Origin of the sequence: Burkholderia sp. MBR-1 (assembly GCF_013822785.1) — a bacterium.
Taxonomy (GTDB): domain Bacteria; phylum Pseudomonadota; class Gammaproteobacteria; order Burkholderiales; family Burkholderiaceae; genus Burkholderia; species Burkholderia vietnamiensis.
On record NZ_CP053609.1, the window covers coordinates 3,201,379 to 3,220,011 of the forward strand.

Here is an 18,633-nt window from a genome sequence, read left to right on the forward strand (position 1 = left end):
CTCGCACACGCGAATAGTTTGATGCTAACATTCTCCGACCAACCGGTCGGTTAATTAATCGATCCAACCCTTCTCACTGTCCATCAGGCTGCCGTCATGACCCATGCACTGTTCACGAAGCACGAAGACACGCTGAAACACGCCCTCGCCGCCATCGAGAGCCGCGGGTACTGGAGCCCGTTTGCGGAAATGCCGAGTCCCAAAGTGTACGGGGAAAGCGCGAACGCCGATGGCGAAGCCGCGTTCAAAGCGCATCTCGGCAGCGTGTTCGAGCTCGACCAGCCGGCGTCCGGCGGGACCGTCGGCGCGGAGCAGTCGCCATACGGGATCCCGCTCGACATCCGCTATCCGAAATCGACGCCCGACGAGTTGATCGCCGCGGCAGCCGCGGCCCAACGTCAATGGCGTGAAGCCGGCGCGAGCGCATGGATCGGCGTCAGCCTCGAAATCCTGGCACGGCTGAATCGCGCGAGCTTCGAGATCGCCTACAGCGTGATGCATACGACGGGCCAAGCCTTCATGATGGCATTCCAGGCCGGCGGCCCGCACGCGCAGGATCGCGCGCTCGAAGCGGTCGCCTATGCCTGGGACGAGCTGCGCCGCATCCCCGCCGATGCGCATTGGGAAAAGCCGCAGGGCAAGAACCCGCCGCTCGCGATGCACAAGCGCTATACGATCGTCCCGCGCGGCACCGGCCTCGTGCTCGGCTGCTGCACGTTCCCGACCTGGAATGGCTACCCCGGCCTGTTCGCCGACCTCGCCACCGGCAACACGGTGATCGTCAAGCCGCACCCGGGCGCGATCCTGCCGCTCGCGATCACGGTCCGCATCGCCCGCGACGTGTTGCGCGAAGCCGGCTTCGATCCGAATGTCGTCACGCTGCTCGCGACCGAGCCGAACGACGGCGCGCTCGTGCAGGACCTCGCGCTGCGCCCCGAAATCAAGCTGATCGACTTCACCGGCAGTACGCAGAACGGCACGTGGCTCGAACGCCATGCTCACCAGGCGCAGGTGTACACGGAGAAAGCCGGCGTCAACCAGATCGTGATCGACTCGACCGACGACCTCAAGGCCGCGGCCAAGAACATCGCGTTCTCGCTGGCGCTGTACTCCGGCCAGATGTGCACGGCGCCGCAAAACATCTACGTACCGCGCGACGGCATCCAGACCGCGGATGGCCATGCGAGCTTCGACGACGTCGCCCAGGCCATCGCCGGCGCCGTGCAGAAGCTGACCGGCGACGCTGCACGCTCCGTCGAGCTGATCGGCGCGATCCAGAACGAAGGCGTGAGCGCGCGCATCGACGACGCCCGCAAGCTCGGCCGCGTGCTCGCCGACAGCCAGACGCTCGTGCATCCCACCTTCGCCAACGCTCGCGTGCGCACGCCGCTCGTGATGCAGCTCGACGTGGCCGACCGCGCGAAGTTCACGCAGGAGTGGTTCGGCCCGATCTCGTTCGTGATCGCGACCGACTCGACCGCGCAGTCGCTCGATCTCGCCGGCGAGATCGCTGCCCAACACGGCGCGCTGACGCTGTCCGTCTACAGCACCGACGCCAACGTGCTCGACGCTGCGCACGAAGCGGCGATTCGCGGCGGCGTCGCGCTGTCGATCAACCTGACGGGCGGCGTATTCGTCAACCAGTCGGCCGCGTTCTCGGACTTCCACGGCACCGGCGCGAACCCGGCCGCCAACGCGGCACTGGCCGACCCGGCGTTCGTCGCCAACCGGTTCCGCGTCGTGCAAAGCCGAGTGCATGTTGCACCGAAGGCGGCGCCCGCGGAAGCTGGCCATACGGCATAAGCCGAACGGCCGAGGTGCAAATTCGGCCACGTTCTCTACCATGAACGAATCCGCCAACCGGCGGGTTCGTTGCACATCGACACGCCCGACACTCCCATGACCGACGCCTACATCTGCGACGCGATTCGCACCCCCATCGGCCGCTACGGCGGCGCCCTGAAAGACGTTCGAGCCGACGATCTCGGCGCGGTGCCGATCAGCGCGCTGATCGAACGTAACCGCGACGTCGACTGGACCGCGCTCGACGACGTGATCTACGGTTGCGCGAACCAGGCCGGCGAAGACAACCGCAACGTCGCGCGCATGTCGGCGCTGCTCGCCGGCCTGCCGAGCGCCGTGCCCGGCACGACGCTGAACCGGCTGTGCGGCTCCGGCATGGACGCCGTCGGCACGGCCGCGCGCGCGATCAAGGCCGGCGAGGCGCGCCTGATGATCGCGGGCGGCGTCGAAAGCATGACGCGCGCGCCGTTCGTGATGGGCAAGGCCGCCAGCGCGTTCGCCCGCCAGGCCGACATATTCGACACGACGATCGGCTGGCGTTTCGTCAATCCGCTGATGAAGCAGCGATACGGCGTCGATTCGATGCCGGAGACGGCCGAGAACGTCGCGGTCGATTACGACATCAGCCGCGCCGACCAGGATCTGTTCGCGTTGCGCAGCCAGCAGAAGGCCGCGCGTGCGCAGCAGGACGGCACGCTCGCGGCGGAAATAGTCGCGGTGACGATTCCGCAGAAGAAGGGCGACGCCGTCGTCGTGTCACGGGACGAGCATCCGCGCGAAACGTCGCTCGACGCGCTTGCCAAGCTGAAGGGCGTCGTCCGTCCCGACGGCTCGGTGACGGCCGGCAACGCGTCCGGCGTCAACGACGGCGCCTGCGCGCTGCTGCTCGCCAACGCGCAGGCCGCCGATCAATACGGGCTGCGCCGCCGCGCACGCGTCGTCGGCATGGCGACGGCCGGCGTCGAGCCGCGCGTGATGGGGATCGGCCCGGCGCCCGCGACGCAGAAGCTGTTGCGCCAGCTCGGCATGTCGATCGACCAGTTCGACGTGATCGAGCTGAACGAAGCGTTCGCGTCGCAAGGTCTTGCGGTGCTGCGCATGCTCGGCGTCGCCGACGACGATCCGCGCGTGAACCCGAACGGCGGTGCGATCGCGCTCGGCCACCCGCTCGGCGCATCGGGCGCCCGGTTGGTGACCACCGCGCTTCATCAACTGGAGCGCATCGGCGGCCGCTTCGCGCTCTGCACGATGTGCATCGGCGTCGGCCAGGGCATCGCGATCGCGATCGAACGCGTGTAACCGGCTCGCCGCGCGCCTATAACGAAGTCATGAAGGAGACACTGCATGTCATATGACGCGATCCAGCTGGAGCTCGATCGGGCCGCGAACGTGGCCACGGTCACCCTCAACCGTCCGGACAAGCTGAACAGCTTCACGCGCGCGATGCATCGCGAATTGCAGTCCGCGCTCGATGAGGTCGAGAAAGCCGGCGCCCGCGCGCTGATCCTGACCGGCGCGGGCCGCGGCTTCTGCGCGGGCCAGGACCTTGCCGATCTCGACTTCACGCCCGGCGCTTCGACCGATCTGGGCGCGCTGATCGACGAGCATTTCAATCCGCTGATCCGTCGCCTGCAGCGCATGCCGATTCCGGTCATCGCTGCCGTGAACGGTACGGCCGCCGGCGCGGGCGCGAACCTGGCGCTCGCGTGCGACCTGGTGTTCGCCGCCCGCTCGAGCAGCTTCATCCAGGCGTTCGTGAAGATCGGCCTCGTGCCCGACTCGGGCGGCACGTGGTTCCTGCCGCAGCGCATCGGCATGGCGCGCGCGCTCGGATTGGCACTGACAGGCGACAAACTCGGCGCCGAGCAGGCCGAGCAATGGGGCTTGATCTGGCGCGCGGTCGACGACGATACGCTTGCCGCGTCGGTCCGTCAGGTCGCTAACCAGCTCGCCCAGCAGCCGACGCTCGCGATCGCATCGATCAAGCAATCGATGCGCGACAGCATCAACAACACGCTCGACCAGCAACTCGACGTCGAGCGCGACCTGCAGCGCAAGCTCGGCCAGTCGTACGACTATTCGGAAGGCGTCAAGGCGTTCATCGAGAAGCGCGCGCCGCGCTTCGAGGGGCGTTGACATGACAGCCGCCCTTCACCCGCTCGACCCCGACGCACTCGCGCGCGCGACTGCGCAGGCCATGTACGAGGCGGACGCCTGCAGCCGCGCGTTCGGCATGGAAATCGCCGAGGTGCGCGCCGGCTACGCACGTCTGCACATGCGCGTGCGGCCGGAATTCCTGAACGGGCATCAGACCTGCCACGGCGGCATCATCTTCACGCTCGCCGACTCGACGTTCGCGTTCGCATGCAATTCGTACAACCTGAATACCGTTGCGGCCGGCTGCTCGATCGAGTACCTGCGGCCGGTCCACGGCAACGACGTGCTGACGGCCGAGGCAACCGAGCAGACGCGCAGCGGCCGGCACGGCATCTACGACGTGCGCGTCATGAATCAGGCCGGCGAGACCGTCGCGATGTTTCGCGGCAAGTCGGCGCAAATCAAGGGCACGGTGCTGCCTGAAGATCGCTGACGCCCGCGGCTCGCACATAACAAACACTGGAGACACGCATGACTACCGCGCTACCGCTCGAGCCGATCGAGACCGCCTCACGCGACGAACTGACTGCGCTGCAGCTCGACCGCCTGAAATGGTCGCTTCGGCACGCCTACGAAAATTCCCCGGTCTATCGCAGCAAGTTCGACGAAGCGGGCGTTCATCCGGACGATCTGAAAACGCTCGCCGATCTGGTGCGCTTCCCGTTCACGACCAAGAGCGACCTGCGCGACAGCTATCCGTTCGGGATGTTCGCGGTGCCGCAGGACCAGATCTCGCGCATTCACGCGTCGTCGGGCACGACCGGCAAACCGACCGTCGTCGGCTATACCGCGCGCGACATCGATACGTGGGCCGATCTCGTCGCGCGCTCGATCCGCGCGGCCGGCGCCCGCCGCGGCGACAAGGTCCACGTCAGCTACGGCTACGGCCTGTTCACCGGCGGCCTCGGCGCGCATTACGGCGCCGAACGCGCGGGCCTCACGGTGATTCCGTTCGGCGGCGGGCAGACCGAAAAGCAGGTGCAGCTGATCCAGGACTTTCGGCCCGACATCATCATGGTGACGCCGAGCTACATGCTGTCGATCGCCGACGAGATCGAGCGCCAGGGCCTCGATCCCGCGCAGAGCTCGCTGCGCATCGGCATCTTCGGCGCGGAACCGTGGACCAACGACATGCGCACGGCCATCGAGCAGCGCATGGGCATCGACGCGGTCGATATCTACGGGCTGTCCGAGGTGATGGGCCCGGGCGTCGCGTCGGAATGCGTGGAGACCAAGGACGGCCCGACCATCTGGGAAGACCATTTCTATCCGGAAATCATCGATCCGGACACCGGCGCGGTGCTGCCGGACGGCGAACTGGGCGAGCTGGTGTTCACGTCGCTGACGAAGGAAGCGCTGCCGATCATCCGCTACCGGACGCGCGACCTCACGCGCCTGCTGCCCGGCTCCGCACGCACGATGCGCCGGATGGAAAAAATCACCGGCCGCTCGGACGACATGATGATCGTGCGCGGCGTGAACGTGTTCCCGACGCAGATCGAAGAGCAGCTGCTGAAACAGCGCGCGCTCGCGCCGCACTACCAGATCGTGCTGACGAAGGAAGGCCCGCTCGACGTGCTGACGCTGAACGTCGAGCCGTGCCCGGAGACGGCTCCCGACACCGCGGCGATCCGCGCGGCGAGCCACGCGCTCGCGCACGACATCAAGTCGCTGATCGGCGTGACCGCGGTCATCAACGTGCTGCCGGTCAACGGGATCGAGCGCTCGGTCGGCAAGGCCCGACGCGTGATCGACAAGCGCAAGGGCTGAACCCGCAGCGCGGCTTCGTGACGGGCCGCGCGCGCACGGATGCCGGCGCCGCTCGCCGCAGCCCAGCCCGCTCGCCACGTTCCGCGATGAAAAACACCCCAAAGGCCGGATCGACGATCCAGCCTTTGGGGTGCAGCAATTCGAGGCCGTGTCGGCACGCCGGCTACAGCTTTACGTCGGCGCGGTCGCGCATCACGAATTCGGGAACAGCAGCCACATCCGGCCAACCTGCTTCATCCGGCCGGCCTGGTCGCCCGCATCGTCGCCGAGCCCCCAGAAGTAGTCGGCGCGCACGCCGCCGCGGATCGCGGAACCCGTGTCCTGCGCGAACACGAGCCGGTTCATCGGTGTATTCGTCAACGGGCGTGTGGTCTGCAGGAACACCGGCGTGCCGAGCGGGATCGACGACGGATCGACCGCGATCGAGCGCTCCGGCGTGAGCGGCACCCCGAGCGCGCCGATCGGGCCTTCCGCGCCACCGTGCGGTGCATCTTCCTTGGTCGGCATGTCGCGGAAGAACACGAAGCGCGGGTTCGTGTCGAGCAGCGCGTCGACGCGTGCCGGATTCGCCTTCGCCCATGCCTTGATGCCCTGCATCGTCGCCTGCGCGGGCGTCAGCTCGCCGTGATCGATCAGCCATTTGCCGATCGAGCGGTACGGCTGGTTGTTGGTGCCGCCGAAGCCGACGCGCATCACCGAACCGTCGTCCAGCAACACGCGCCCCGAACCTTGGACCTGCAGGAAGAACGCCTCGATCGGATCGTCGACCCACACGAGTTCGTTGCCGTTCAGAATGCCCGCGCGCTCGAGCTGCGCGCGCGCCGGCAGCGCGGTGCCCGCGCGATAGCCGGCCGGCCAGCGGTACAGCGCGTACTGGTAAGGACCGCGACGCACCCGCGAGCCGTGCAGCAGCGGTTCGTAATAGCCGGTCACGAGACCGTCCAGCGTACCGTCGGTATTGGCGAACTGAAACGGCGTGAAATACGTTTCGAAGAATGCGCGCGCGCTGCTCACGTCCAACTCGTCGAGCCGGTTGGCGGCTGCGCACGCGCGCTGCCAAGCCGGCTGGCGCGCGAGCCGCACGCAGTTCTGCCGCAACGCGGCCGTCGCGCCGATCAGCGCATCGTCCTGCCAGCCCGGCACCTGCTGCCAGGCCACCGGCGTCAGTCGCTGCGCGGCGACCTGCCCCGGCACGATCGCCGCGCCCGTCGGCGGCTTGAGCGCCGACGTCCGCGTCGGCGCGCTGCCGCATGCCGCGAGCAGCGCGGCCGCCGCGGCGGCGGCCAGCCAGCCGGCCGCCCGGGCGCCAAACCACATACAATGTCCGTTCTTGATGGAAACCGCCATGTCAGATTTTCTCGACCAATATCCGATGCTCATCTTCGGGCTCGAAGCTTTCGTCGCGCTTGCGCTGCTGATCTTCATCGTCGTGTGGACGTCGTCGGGCAGAAAGAAACACGCACGCGACAACGACCGCCAGCCGCGCTGAGCGCCCGCCGCACGCTCAATGCAGCGTGCGCGGCATGTGCAGCGCAAATTCTTCGACGGGCGCCTCGAACCGCTCACCGTCTTCCGCCACGCAGAAATACGCGCCGCGCATCGTGCCGACCGGCGTCGCGATCACGGCCCAGCTCGTGTACTCGAAATGTTCGCCCGGCTGCAGCAGCGGCTGGTGCCCGACGACGCCGAGCCCCTTCACTTCCTGCACGTGATTTTCGCTGTCCGTGATGATCCAGTGACGGGCGATCAGTTGCGCTGCAACCTGCCCCGTATTGCGGATGGTCAGCGTGTACGCGAATGCGTATTGACGCCGATCCGGGTCGGATTGTTCCGGCAAGTAACTGGTTTTCACCGAAACGGTGAACTGATACTGACTCATGGTGTTTCCGCTGTAGGTAACCGCCCGCGCCATCTGTAGCGCCGGGCCGCGGCGCGCCGCACTGGTTCGGCATTCTATGCGCAATCGGGCCGCCACCGCACGGCTCGCCGCCGCGCGCGCGGTCGCCGGACGGTAGAATGGCGGTTTTGCGCCGCAGCGTCCCCCGCTCCCCTGTCATGACCCAATTCCGCATCGCCCCCAGCATCCTGTCGGCCGACTTTGCACGGCTCGGCGAAGAAGTCCGCAACGTGGTCGCCGCCGGCGCCGACTGGATTCACTTCGACGTGATGGACAACCATTACGTGCCGAACCTGACGATCGGCCCGCTCGTCTGCGAAGCGATCCGCCCGCACGTGCAGGTGCCGATCGACGTGCATCTGATGGTGCGCCCGGTCGACCGTATCGTGCCCGATTTCGCGAAAGCCGGCGCGAATCTGATCAGCTTCCACCCGGAAGGCTCGGACCACATCGACCGGACGCTGTCGCTGATCCGCGACCACGGCTGCAAGGCCGGCCTCGTGTTCAATCCGGCCACGCCGTTGAACTATCTCGACCACGTGATGGACCGCCTCGATTTCGTGTTGCTGATGTCGGTGAACCCCGGCTTCGGCGGCCAGTCGTTCATCCCGGAAACGCTGAACAAGCTGCGCGAAGCGCGCGCGCGCATCGACGCGTACACCGAACGCACGGGCCGCGAGATCCTGCTCGAGGTGGACGGCGGCGTGAAGACCGACAACATCGCGGAGATCGCGGCAGCCGGCGCCGACACGTTCGTCGCGGGCTCGGCGATCTTCGGCAAGCCCGACTATCGCAAGGTGATCGACGAGATGCGCGCGGCACTCGCGACGGTCGAGCGGAGCTGACGCCGTGGCCGATTCCTCGCTCGACGCTTGCGCGCCGCCCGACACCGGCGCCCCGATCCGTTTCGCGGCGCCGCGCATCGATGCGGCGCTGATCGACCTCGACGGCACGATGGTCGACACGGCCGACGATTTCACGGCCGGGCTGAACGGGATGCTCGCGCAGCTCGGCGCGCCGGCCACGTCGCGCGACGAGGTGATCGGCTACGTCGGCAAGGGCTCCGAGCATCTGATCCAGAGCGTGCTGGCGCCGCGCTTCTCGCAGGCCGACGCGCAAGCGCGCTTCGACGACGCGCTCGCGATCTACCAGGCCGAGTACGCGAAGATCAACGGCCGGCACACGCGGCTCTATCCGGAAGTGACCGCCGGCCTCGATGCGCTGCACGCGGCCGGCATCCGGCTCGCGTGCGTGACGAACAAGCCGCACCGCTTCGCGCTCGAGCTGCTCGAGCAATACGGGCTGATCGATCGCTTCGGCATCGTGCTCGGCGGTGACAGCGTCGCGCGCAAGAAGCCCGATCCGCTGCCGATGCTCGCGGCATGCGACGCGCTCGGCGTGGCGCCGCACGCGGCGGTCGCGATCGGCGACTCGGAGAACGATGCGCTGGCGGGCCGCGCAGCCGGGATGGCGACGCTGACGGTGCCGTACGGCTACAACCACGGCAAAGCTATACAAACGATAAATTCGGATGGTATAGTCGATTCGTTGCTGGTCGCAGCACGCGCGATCGCCGCGCACAACGCCGGCCGGCCAACCATCTGATTATTTCTTCCATCCGCATGTTTCTGAATAAAAAACGGAGTCTGAGCAGCATCGACCGGGGAGCCTGGCCCTGGCGTCGCTGGTCGCGCTGACCTCTTCGATGAGGTACGCTGAAGCCCGTCTTCAGCGCCGTTTTTTATCTCGCTGCGCATCCGCGCGCCGATCGTCGCACCACCTCCGAGTTCTACCGCATCCGAACGCCTGCGTTCAGGATCGGCCGCAGGCTCGCGACGCTCACGCCCGGAGTGCCGGCCGGCAACAGGCACTTCTCGATCGACCGCCCTTTCGCCGACGGCAGCCGCGCAGCGTCAAGTGATCCCTGGCGCACGCCGCCGCTCGTCCCGAACAGGACCGGAACATGACCGAACTCGAATTCCAATCGCTTGCGAACGAAGGCTACAACCGCATTCCGCTGATCGCGGAAGCACTCGCCGACCTCGAAACGCCGCTGTCCCTCTACCTGAAGCTGGCGCAGCCCGAACGCGCGGGCGCCAACTCGTTCCTGCTCGAATCGGTGGTGGGCGGCGAACGCTTCGGCCGCTACTCGTTCATCGGCCTGCCGGCACGCACGCTGGTGCGCGCCCGCAACGGCGTGTCCGAAGTCGTGCGCGACGGCGAGGTGATCGAAACGCACGACGGCGACCCGTTCGCCTTCATCGAGTCGTTCCAGGCGCGCTTCAAGGTCGCGCAGCGCCCGGGCCTGCCGCGCTTCTGCGGCGGCCTGGCCGGCTATTTCGGCTACGACGCCGTGCGCTACATCGAGAAGAAGCTGGCGAACACCGCGCCGCGCGACGATCTCGGCCTGCCCGACATCCAGCTGCTGCTCACCGAGGAAGTCGCGGTGATCGACAACCTCGCCGGCAAGCTGTACCTGATCATCTATGCCGACCCGGCGCAGCCCGAGGCGTACACGAAGGGCAAGCAGCGTCTGCGCGAACTGAAGCAGCGCCTGCGCACGACGGTGCAGCCGCCCGTCACGTCGGCGAGCGTGCGTACCGAGACGTTCCGCGAATTCAAGAAGGAAGACTATCTGGCCGCCGTGCGTCAGGCGAAGGAATACATCGCGGCCGGCGAGCTGATGCAGATCCAGGTCGGCCAGCGGCTGACCAAGCCGTACCGCGACAATCCGCTGTCGCTGTATCGCGCGCTGCGTTCGCTGAACCCGTCGCCGTACATGTATTACTACAACTTCGGCGATTTCCACGTGGTCGGCGCATCGCCGGAAATCCTCGTGCGCCAGGAAAAGCGCGGCGACGACCAGATCGTCACGATCCGGCCGCTGGCCGGCACGCGCCCGCGCGGCAACACGCCCGAGCGCGACGCCGAACTCGCGACCGAATTGCTGAACGACCCGAAGGAAATCGCCGAGCACGTGATGCTGATCGACCTCGCGCGCAACGACGTCGGCCGCATCGCGCAGATCGGCTCGGTGCAGGTGACCGACAAGATGGTGATCGAGAAGTACTCGCACGTGCAGCACATCGTCAGCTCGGTCGAGGGCAAGCTCAAGCCCGGCATGACGAACTACGACGTGCTGCGCGCGACGTTCCCGGCCGGCACGCTGTCGGGCGCGCCGAAGGTGCGCGCGATGGAGCTGATCGACGAGCTCGAGCCGGTCAAGCGCGGGCTGTACGGCGGCGCGGTCGGCTACATGTCGTTCTCGGGCGAGATGGACCTCGCGATCGCGATCCGCACGGGCCTGATCCACAACGGCAACCTGTACGTGCAGGCGGCGGCGGGCGTCGTCGCCGACTCGGTGCCCGAATCCGAATGGCAAGAGACCGAAAACAAGGCGCGCGCGGTGCTGCGTGCGGCCGAACAGGTCCAGGACGGCCTCGATAGCGACTTCTGACCGGAGACTGACCATGCTGCTCATGATCGACAACTACGACTCGTTCACCTACAACCTGGTCCAGTACTTCGGCGAACTGGGCGAGGACGTGCGCACCTACCGCAACGACGAAATCACGCTCGACGACATCGCGCGCCTGAACCCCGACACGATCTGCCTGTCGCCCGGCCCGAGCAACCCGCAGCACGCGGGCATCACGCTCGACGTGCTGCACGAGTTCGCGGGCAAGAAGCCGATTCTCGGCGTGTGCCTCGGCCACCAGGCGATCGGCGAAGCGTTCGGCGGCCGCGTCGTGCGCGCGAAGACCATCATGCACGGCAAGGTGAGCCGGATCGAAACCGACGGCCTCGGCGTGTTCGCCGATCTGCCGAAGCATTTCGACGTCACGCGCTACCACTCGCTCGCGATCGAGCGCGAATCGCTGCCCGACTGCCTCGAAGTGTCCGCGTGGACGGACGACGGCGAGATCATGGGCGTGCGCCACAAGACGCTGCCGATCGAAGGCGTGCAGTTCCATCCGGAATCGATCCTGTCCGAGCATGGCCACGCGCTGCTCGAGAACTTCCTGAAACAGCATCGCGCAGCCGCCCGCGCGAGCGCGCCGGCAGCCTGACCGGAGACGCACGATGACGATTACCCCGCAGGAAGCGCTGCAGCGCACGATCGAACACCGCGAAATCTTCCACGACGAGATGCTGCACCTGATGCGGCTCATCATGCGCGGCGACATGTCGCCCGTGATGGCGGCAGCGATCATCACCGGCCTGCGCGTGAAGAAGGAGACGATCGGCGAAATCGCCGCCGCCGCGACCGTGATGCGCGAGTTCGCGCACCACGTCGAGGTGCCGGACAACTCCAACTTCGTCGACATCGTCGGCACGGGCGGCGACGGCGCGCACACCTTCAACATCTCGACCGCGTCGATGTTCGTGACGGCCGCGGCAGGCGCGAAGGTCGCGAAGCACGGCAACCGCGGCGTGTCGAGCAAGTCCGGCAGCGCCGACGTGCTCGAGGCGCTCGGCGTGAACATCGACCTGCAGCCGGATCAGGTTGCCGCGTCGATCGCCGAAACCGGCATGGGCTTCATGTTCGCGCCGAACCATCATCCGGCGATGAAGAACATCGCGGCCGTGCGCCGCGAGCTCGGCGTGCGGACGATCTTCAACATCCTCGGCCCGCTGACCAATCCGGCCGGCGCACCGAACCAGCTGATGGGCGTATTCCACGCCGACCTCGTCGGCATCCAGGTGCGCGTGATGCAGCGCCTCGGCGCGCAGCACGTGCTGGTCGTGTACGGCAAGGACGGGATGGACGAAGTGTCGCTCGGCGCGGCCACGCTGGTCGGCGAATTGCGCGACGGGCAGGTGCACGAATACGAGATCCATCCGGAGGACTTCGGGCTCCAGATGGTGTCGAACCGCACGCTGAAGGTCGAAAATGCCGACGAATCGCGCGTGATGCTGCTCGGCGCGCTCGACAACCAGCCGGGCGTCGCCCGCGAGATCGTCACGCTGAACGCCGGCACCGCGCTCTACGCGGCCAATGTCGCCGCGTCGATCGCGGACGGCATCCAGCTCGCCCGCGAAGCGATCGCGAGCGGCAAGGCGCGCGCGAAAGTCGACGAACTCGTGCGCTTCACGCAGCAGTTCAAGCGCTGACTCCCCTCACGAATCCAGCAGGAACCCACATGAGCGACATTCTCGACCGAATCATCGCAGTCAAGCGCGACGAAGTCGCGGCAGCCATGCGCAGCACGCCGCTCGAGGCGCTGAAACTCGAAGCATCGGCGCGCGACCTGCGCGACTTCGTCGGCGCGCTGCGCGCGAAGCAGGCCGCCGGCCAGCCCGCGGTGATCGCCGAAGTGAAGAAGGCGAGCCCGTCGAAGGGCGTGCTGCGCGAGCATTTCGTGCCGGCCGACATCGCGCGCTCGTACGCGACGCACGGCGCTGCATGCCTGTCGGTGCTGACCGACGAACAGTTCTTCCAGGGCAGCGTGCGCTACCTCGAGGAAGCGCGCGCGGCCTGCACGCTGCCGGTGCTGCGCAAGGACTTCATCGTCGACGCGTACCAGATCCTCGAGGCGCGCGCGATGGGCGCCGACGCGATCCTGCTGATCGCGGCCGCACTCGACACGCCGCTGATGCAGGAACTCGAAGCGTATGCGCACTCGCTCGGCCTCGCGGTGCTGGTCGAGGTTCACGACCGCAACGAGATGGAACAGGCGCTCACGCTGAAGACGCCGCTCGTCGGCATCAACAACCGCAACCTGCGCACCTTCGAGACGACGATCCAGACCACGCTCGACATGCTCGACATGGTTCCGGCCGACCGCATGGTCGTGACCGAGTCGGGCATCCTGTCGCGCGCGGACGTCGACACGATGCGCGCGGCGAACGTGAACGCGTTCCTCGTCGGCGAAGCGTTCATGCGCGCGGACGAGCCGGGCGCGGCACTCGCGCGGATGTTCTTCTGATGGCGATCGAACGGGAGATCAAGCTCGCGCTGCCGGCCGGTCAGGCCGACGCCGCGCGGCACTTTTTCGAAACGCTGACCGGCGAAGCCGGCCAGACCATCACGCTCGCGAACGTCTATTACGACACGCCCGAGCTCGCGCTCGCCCAGTCGAAGAGCGCGGTGCGCGTGCGCCGCACGCCGCACGGCTGGCTGCAGACGTTCAAGACGGTCGGCAGCGCCGAGGCCGGCCTGCATCGCCGCCATGAATGGGAGCTGCCGGTCGCCGGCGACGCGCTCGAAATCGACGCGCTCGTCGCCGCCTGCGACGTGCCGGAAGCCGCGACCGCATTGCGCGACGCGGCGCCCGCCCTGCACGCGCTGTTCCGCACGGATTTTTCGCGTACGCTGTGGCGCGTCGCAATCGGCGGCGCGACCGTCGAGGCGGCGGTGGACGTCGGCGAGATCGTCGTTCAGACGCCAAGCGATACGCGCCGCGAACCGATCAGCGAAATCGAACTCGAACTGATCGACGGCCCGGAAGCGGCGCTCGCGACGCTCGCCGCCGAATTGCAGCAGGCGCTGCCGGGCCTCGCCCCCGAAAACATCAGCAAGGCGCAGCGCGGCTACCGGCTGCGCGCGCAATAACCCGCATCACGCATGGCAACCCGCAAGACTCTCCGTACGCCGCAACAGGCGTCGCTGTTCGACGATCCCGCGCCGGAACCGGCGCAGCACGATGTTCCCGCCGCCGCACCCGCGCGTCCGCGCACCGGCAAGAAGGCCGCGGAAGCGGCTCCGGCGCGCGCCGCGCAGCCGCAGGCCGGCGCCGCCGACGTCCCGCACCTCGCCGCCCAATTCGACGCGCTGCCGGCCGTCTGGCGCGACGTGCTGAAGCCGTTCACCGACAGCGACGCGTATGCGCCGCTGTGTCGCTTCGTCGACGACGAGCGCGCCGCCGGCAAGACGGTCTATCCGACCGACGTGTTCCGCGCGCTGCGCCTGACGAGCCCGGACGACGTGAAGGTCGTGATCCTCGGCCAGGACCCGTACCACGGCGACGATCGCGGCACGCCGCAGGCCCATGGCCTCGCGTTCTCGGTGCCGCCGGCCGTGCGCACGCCGCCGTCGCTGCGCAACATCTTCAAGGAAATCGCGGCGAACTTCGGTCACGACACGCCGCGCCACGGCTGCCTCGACACGTGGGCACGCCAGGGCGTGCTGCTGCTCAACACCGTGCTGACGGTCGAGCGCGGCGCCGCCGCGAGCCACGCGAAGCGCGGCTGGGAGCAATGCACGGACACGCTGATCCGCGAGCTGGCCGGCCGTCATCGCGGCCTCGTGTTCATGCTGTGGGGCGCGCATGCGCAGGCGAAGCGCGCGCTGTTCGATGCGAACGCCCATTGCGTGCTCGAGGCGCCGCATCCGTCGCCGCTGTCCGCGCACCGCGGCTTCCTCGGCTGCCGTCACTTCGCGCTCGCGAACGAGTATCTGGTCGAAGCGGGCCGCGAACCGATCGACTGGCGGCTTCCGGAGATCGCCGAAACGCTCGCCTGACGCACGTCGCCGGCTTGGCGTGGGCGCCGGCCGCAACGCAAAAACGCCGCGCCCTGTCGGGACGCGGCGTTTTCGTTTGACGACGCAGCGCGGCACGGCCGCGCCTCTGCGCACCTCTGCGCATTACACGGCGGCGATCGCCTCGCGTGCACCGGCGAGCGCGGCGCTCTGCGCATCGGGCCCGAGGTTCAGGCCTTCGGCGTGGATGAAGCTCACGTCGGTCAGGCCGATGAAGCCGAGGAAGGTGCGCAGGAACGGCGTCTGGCTGTCGTTCGGCGTACCGAGGTACTTGCCGCCGCGCGCGGTGACCACGTGCACCTTCTTGCCCTTGATCAGGCCTTCCGGACCGTTCTCGGTATAGCGGAACGTGACGCCGGCACGGGCGATCCAGTCGAAATACGTCTTCAGTTGCGACGACACGCCGAAGTTGTACATCGGAGCGGCGATCACGACGATGTCGGCCGCCTGCAGTTCGGCGATCAGTGCATCGCTCTTCGCGACGATCGCATTCTGTTCCGCGCTGCGCTGGTCGGCCGGCGTGAAGAACGCGCCGAGCACCGTTTCGTCGAGGTGCGGCAGCGCGTCGGCCAGCAGATCGCGCACGACGACCTGGGCGCCGGGGTTCGATTGTTGCAGCTTTGCCGTCAGTTCGCTGGCCAGCAGCGTGGACTGCGCACCTTGCGAGCGCGCCGCGGAATTGATTTGCAGAATGGTCGTCATGTCAGGCTCCAGTTGGATTGCGCTTGGTCAGCGCGAGTGACGCCATTGTGCGTGGCCACATCGTCGCGAAAAAGCGGGGCTCCGGCGACGGATTGTTGCATCAGCAGAACAATCGGCCGCCGGTCGGGCGCAGCCCGCCCGCGCTCAGCCTTTCAGCCAGGCTTCCCGGGCGTTGCGCGCGGCGGCCGGCTTCGCGGCCGCGGTCAGCCGGTAGCGCGTGACGTCCGGGCCGTCGAGCTTCAGCTTCACGGTCCGCAGCTCGTCGCGCCGGAACGCGTGGATCTCGACCTTGTCGCCCGGCCGGTAGCGCGCGAGCAGCGCGTCGAGGTTCGTGCCGGTGATGCGCAGGCCGTCGAGCGCGATCAGCGTGTCGCCGGCCGACAGCCCCGCGCGGTGCGCGCCGCCGCCTTCGTAGACGGCCGCCAGCGTGCAGTCCGCGCCGCCGCGCAGGCGCGCGCCGATGCTCGGCTTCGCGGCCGCGCCGTTCGCGACTTCCGGCACGAGCGTCACGCCGAACGGCGCGAACAGTTCGGCGAGCGGCAGGTCGCGCGTGCCGTGCACGGCGTCGGCGAACAGGCGGCCGAGCGCGACGCCGGTGGCTTCCTCGATCAGCGCGTCGACTTCGTCCTCGCCGACGCCCGCCTGCTTGCCGCGATAGAAGTCGCGCCCGTAGCGCTGCCACAGCAGGCGCATCACGTCGTCGAGCGACTTGCGGTTGCGCGTTTGCGCGCGAATCGCCAGATCGAACGCGAGCGCGACGAGCGAACCCTTCGTGTAGTAGCTGACGATCGCGTTGGTCGCGTTCTCGTCCTGCCGGTAATACTTGATCCACGCGTCGAACGAGCTGTCGGCGACGCTCTGCTTCAGGCGGCCCGTGCCGCGCAGCACGCCGCCGATGGTGCGGCCGAGCGCGGCGAAGTATTCGTCCTGCGACATCAGCCCGCTGCGCACCAGCATCAGGTCGTCGTAATACGACGTGAAGCCCTCGAACAGCCACAGCAGCGACGTGTAGTTTTCGCGCCCGAGGTCGTACGGCACGAACGCGGCCGGCTTGATGCGCTTCACGTTCCACGTGTGGAAGTATTCGTGGCTGCACAGGCCGAGGTAGGTACGATAGCCTTCGGTCGTTTCCGGCCGTCCCTTCACCGGCAGGTCGGTGCGGTTGCAGATCAGCGCGGTCGACGCACGGTGCTCGAGGCCGCCGTAGCCGTCGCTGACCGCGAGGGTCATGAACACGTAGCGGTCCATCGGCGCCTTCTTCGACTTCGGCTCGAACAGCGCGATCTGCGCTTCGCACACGCGCTTGAGGTCGGTACGCAGGCGCTCCATGTCGAGCTGCGTCACGCGCCCGGCGATCACGATGTCGTGCGGCACGCCGTGCGCTTCGAACGTCGCCAGCGCGAATTCGCCGATCGTGACCGGATGGTCGGCCAGTTCGTCATAGTTCGCCGCGCGATAGGCGCCGAACCCGTACCGCCGCGTGCCGCGCGCCTCGGGCAGCGACGTGCCGACGCGCCACGTGCGGAACGCCGGGCCGGCCGGCTTCGCGATGTCGACCTCGCACGGTGCGTCCTCGCGGCCGGCAACGCTCAGAAACACCGCGGTGGCGTTGAAGAAGCCGCCCGCTTCGTCGAGATACGCGGAGCGCACCGACAGGTCCCACGCATAGACGTCGTAGCGCAGCGTCAGCGCGCCGCTCACCGGCGCGGCCTGCCACGTGTTCTTGTCGGTCTTGGCGATCCGCACCTTGCGGCCGGCGTCGTTGAACGCGGCGAGCGTGACGATGTTGCGCGCGAACTCGCGCACGAGATAGCTGCCCGGAATCCAGACCGGCAGCGCGAAGCGCTGGCCTGCGGGATCGGGGTCGGCGACCGTCACCGAGACTTCGAACAGGTGCGCGGCAAGATCTTTCGGGGCAATCGAATAGCGGATCGGCTGGGTCATCGTGGCAATCGGTCGGAGATCGAACGGGATAAGGCGGCGAAAACGACGAGAGGCGCCGGCGGGTGTCGCGGGCGCCCCTCGCTGGCCGGGCGTTGCGGCCCGGCGTGTCGGTCGGTTACTTGCTCGACGCGAGCGCCTGGTTCAGCTGCTCGGCCGAAACGGCGCCCGGCAGGCGGCGACCGTCCGGCAGGAAGATCGTCGGCGTGCCGGTGACGTTCATCCCGTGGCCGAGCGCGAGGTTCTTGTCGAGCGCGGTGGTGTCGCAGGTGCCGGCGCCGGACGGCGCGCGATGGTCGATCATCCAGCTTTCCCACGTCTTCGCGCGATCGCTCGCGCACCAGATCGCCTTCGACTTCGCGGTCGAATCCGGCGACAGCACCGGGTACAGGAACGTGTAGACGGTCACGTTGTCGATCGACTGCAGCGTCGTCTCGAGCCGCTTGCAGTACGGGCAGTTGGGGTCGGAGAACACCGCGATCTTGCGTGCGCCGTTGCCCTTCACGACCTTGATCGCGTTCGCGAACGGCAGGCTCGCGAAATCGATCCGGTTCAGATCGGACAGGCGTGCGTCGGTCAGGTTCTTGTGCGTCTTGGTGTCGACGAGATCGCCGAGCAGCACGTAGTCGCCCGCTGCGTCGCTATAGATGATCTGCGAGCCGAGGTTCACCTCATAGAGGCCCGCGACCGGCGATTTCGACACGCTCTTGATCGGCGCGTCGCTGCCGAGACGCGCCTGCAGCGTGGCTTTCAGCTTGTCGGTGGTTTGGTCGGCCTGCGCGGTACAGCCAAGCGTCGCCATCGTGACGGCGAGCGCCAGCGATGCCATGCGGATCGTTCTTTTCATCGGGTTGGTCCTTCAGCTCAATCGAAGTGCACG

General features: G+C 67.6%; 18 protein-coding genes. 13 read left to right on the forward strand and 5 right to left on the reverse strand.

Annotation, left to right across the window (positions count from 1 at the left end; all coding sequences use genetic code 11):
- Nucleotides 1-96: 96 nt before the first annotated feature.
- The 5 genes from paaN to paaK all read left to right on the forward strand — a co-directional run bounded on the left by paaN (nt 97) and on the right by paaK (nt 5,730).
- Nucleotides 97-1,803, forward strand: coding sequence for a phenylacetic acid degradation protein PaaN (gene paaN / locus MBR110_RS14780; RefSeq protein ID WP_014722382.1), 1,707 nt, complete (start codon nt 97-99; stop codon nt 1,801-1,803).
- A 96-nt stretch (nt 1,804-1,899) separates the two neighbouring features.
- Nucleotides 1,900-3,102 (forward strand): 3-oxoadipyl-CoA thiolase, encoded by a 1,203-nt coding sequence (gene pcaF, locus MBR110_RS14785; RefSeq protein ID WP_046423530.1) that lies wholly within the window; start codon nt 1,900-1,902, stop codon nt 3,100-3,102.
- Nucleotides 3,103-3,147: 45 nt separating this feature from the next.
- Nucleotides 3,148-3,939, forward strand: coding sequence for a 2-(1,2-epoxy-1,2-dihydrophenyl)acetyl-CoA isomerase PaaG (gene paaG, locus MBR110_RS14790; protein ID WP_046423531.1), 792 nt, complete (start codon nt 3,148-3,150; stop codon nt 3,937-3,939).
- A 1-nt stretch (nt 3,940) separates the two neighbouring features.
- On the forward strand, nt 3,941-4,393 hold the full coding sequence (gene paaI / locus MBR110_RS14795) for a hydroxyphenylacetyl-CoA thioesterase PaaI (protein WP_011883160.1): 453 nt from the start codon (nt 3,941-3,943) through the stop codon (nt 4,391-4,393).
- 38 nt (nt 4,394-4,431) lie between these two features.
- On the forward strand, nt 4,432-5,730 hold the full coding sequence (gene paaK, locus MBR110_RS14800; protein ID WP_045578553.1) for a phenylacetate--CoA ligase PaaK: 1,299 nt from the start codon (nt 4,432-4,434) through the stop codon (nt 5,728-5,730).
- Nucleotides 5,731-5,922: 192 nt separating this feature from the next.
- Here the strand turns inward: paaK and mltA are convergent, their stop codons facing one another.
- The gene (gene mltA, locus MBR110_RS14805) at nt 5,923-7,155 is read right to left on the reverse strand and encodes a murein transglycosylase A (RefSeq protein WP_011883158.1); all 1,233 of its coding nucleotides are present in this window, start codon (nt 7,153-7,155) and stop codon (nt 5,923-5,925) included.
- A gap of 79 nt (nt 7,156-7,234) precedes the next feature.
- Nucleotides 7,235-7,609 (reverse strand): Co2+/Mg2+ efflux protein ApaG, encoded by a 375-nt coding sequence (apaG, locus tag MBR110_RS14810; RefSeq protein WP_011655875.1) that lies wholly within the window; start codon nt 7,607-7,609, stop codon nt 7,235-7,237.
- A gap of 176 nt (nt 7,610-7,785) precedes the next feature.
- Here apaG and rpe point away from each other — a divergent pair, with 176 nt between their 5' ends.
- The 8 genes from rpe (at nt 7,786) to MBR110_RS14850 (ending at nt 15,092) form a co-directional block, all read left to right on the forward strand.
- Nucleotides 7,786-8,472, forward strand: a complete 687-nt coding sequence (gene rpe, locus MBR110_RS14815) for a ribulose-phosphate 3-epimerase (RefSeq protein WP_011883156.1) — start codon at nt 7,786-7,788, stop codon at nt 8,470-8,472.
- A gap of 4 nt (nt 8,473-8,476) precedes the next feature.
- Nucleotides 8,477-9,232 carry a phosphoglycolate phosphatase gene (locus MBR110_RS14820; RefSeq protein ID WP_059735581.1) on the forward strand — a complete coding sequence of 252 codons (756 nt, stop codon included), beginning with the start codon at nt 8,477-8,479 and terminating at the stop codon, nt 9,230-9,232.
- Nucleotides 9,233-9,590: 358 nt separating this feature from the next.
- Nucleotides 9,591-11,084, forward strand: a complete 1,494-nt coding sequence (gene trpE / locus MBR110_RS14825) for an anthranilate synthase component I (protein WP_011883154.1) — start codon at nt 9,591-9,593, stop codon at nt 11,082-11,084.
- Between the two features lie 13 nt (nt 11,085-11,097).
- Nucleotides 11,098-11,697, forward strand: coding sequence for an aminodeoxychorismate/anthranilate synthase component II (locus MBR110_RS14830; RefSeq protein WP_181709111.1), 600 nt, complete (start codon nt 11,098-11,100; stop codon nt 11,695-11,697).
- Nucleotides 11,698-11,710: 13 nt separating this feature from the next.
- A complete protein-coding gene (gene trpD, locus MBR110_RS14835; protein WP_011883152.1) occupies nt 11,711-12,742 on the forward strand; it encodes an anthranilate phosphoribosyltransferase in 1,032 nt (343 codons plus the stop codon).
- A 29-nt stretch (nt 12,743-12,771) separates the two neighbouring features.
- Nucleotides 12,772-13,557: an indole-3-glycerol phosphate synthase TrpC gene (gene trpC / locus MBR110_RS14840; RefSeq protein ID WP_011883151.1), complete on the forward strand. Its 786-nt coding sequence runs from the start codon at nt 12,772-12,774 to the stop codon at nt 13,555-13,557.
- On the forward strand, nt 13,557-14,183 hold the full coding sequence (locus MBR110_RS14845; RefSeq protein ID WP_181709112.1) for a CYTH domain-containing protein: 627 nt from the start codon (nt 13,557-13,559) through the stop codon (nt 14,181-14,183). The genes trpC and MBR110_RS14845 overlap by 1 nt, the downstream gene beginning before the upstream one ends.
- Before the next feature lie 12 nt (nt 14,184-14,195).
- A complete protein-coding gene (locus MBR110_RS14850; protein ID WP_059475566.1) occupies nt 14,196-15,092 on the forward strand; it encodes a uracil-DNA glycosylase in 897 nt (298 codons plus the stop codon).
- A 123-nt stretch (nt 15,093-15,215) separates the two neighbouring features.
- On the opposite strand, the gene MBR110_RS14855 is transcribed toward MBR110_RS14850, so the two are convergent.
- The 3 genes from MBR110_RS14855 to MBR110_RS14865 form a co-directional block, all read right to left on the reverse strand.
- On the reverse strand, nt 15,216-15,812 hold the full coding sequence (locus tag MBR110_RS14855) for an FMN-dependent NADH-azoreductase (protein ID WP_014722373.1): 597 nt from the start codon (nt 15,810-15,812) through the stop codon (nt 15,216-15,218).
- Nucleotides 15,813-15,956: 144 nt separating this feature from the next.
- Nucleotides 15,957-17,756, reverse strand: a complete 1,800-nt coding sequence (locus MBR110_RS14860; protein ID WP_014722372.1) for a M61 family metallopeptidase — start codon at nt 17,754-17,756, stop codon at nt 15,957-15,959.
- Between the two features lie 115 nt (nt 17,757-17,871).
- A complete protein-coding gene (locus MBR110_RS14865; protein WP_041493746.1) occupies nt 17,872-18,600 on the reverse strand; it encodes a DsbC family protein in 729 nt (242 codons plus the stop codon).
- Nucleotides 18,601-18,633 lie beyond the last annotated feature (33 nt).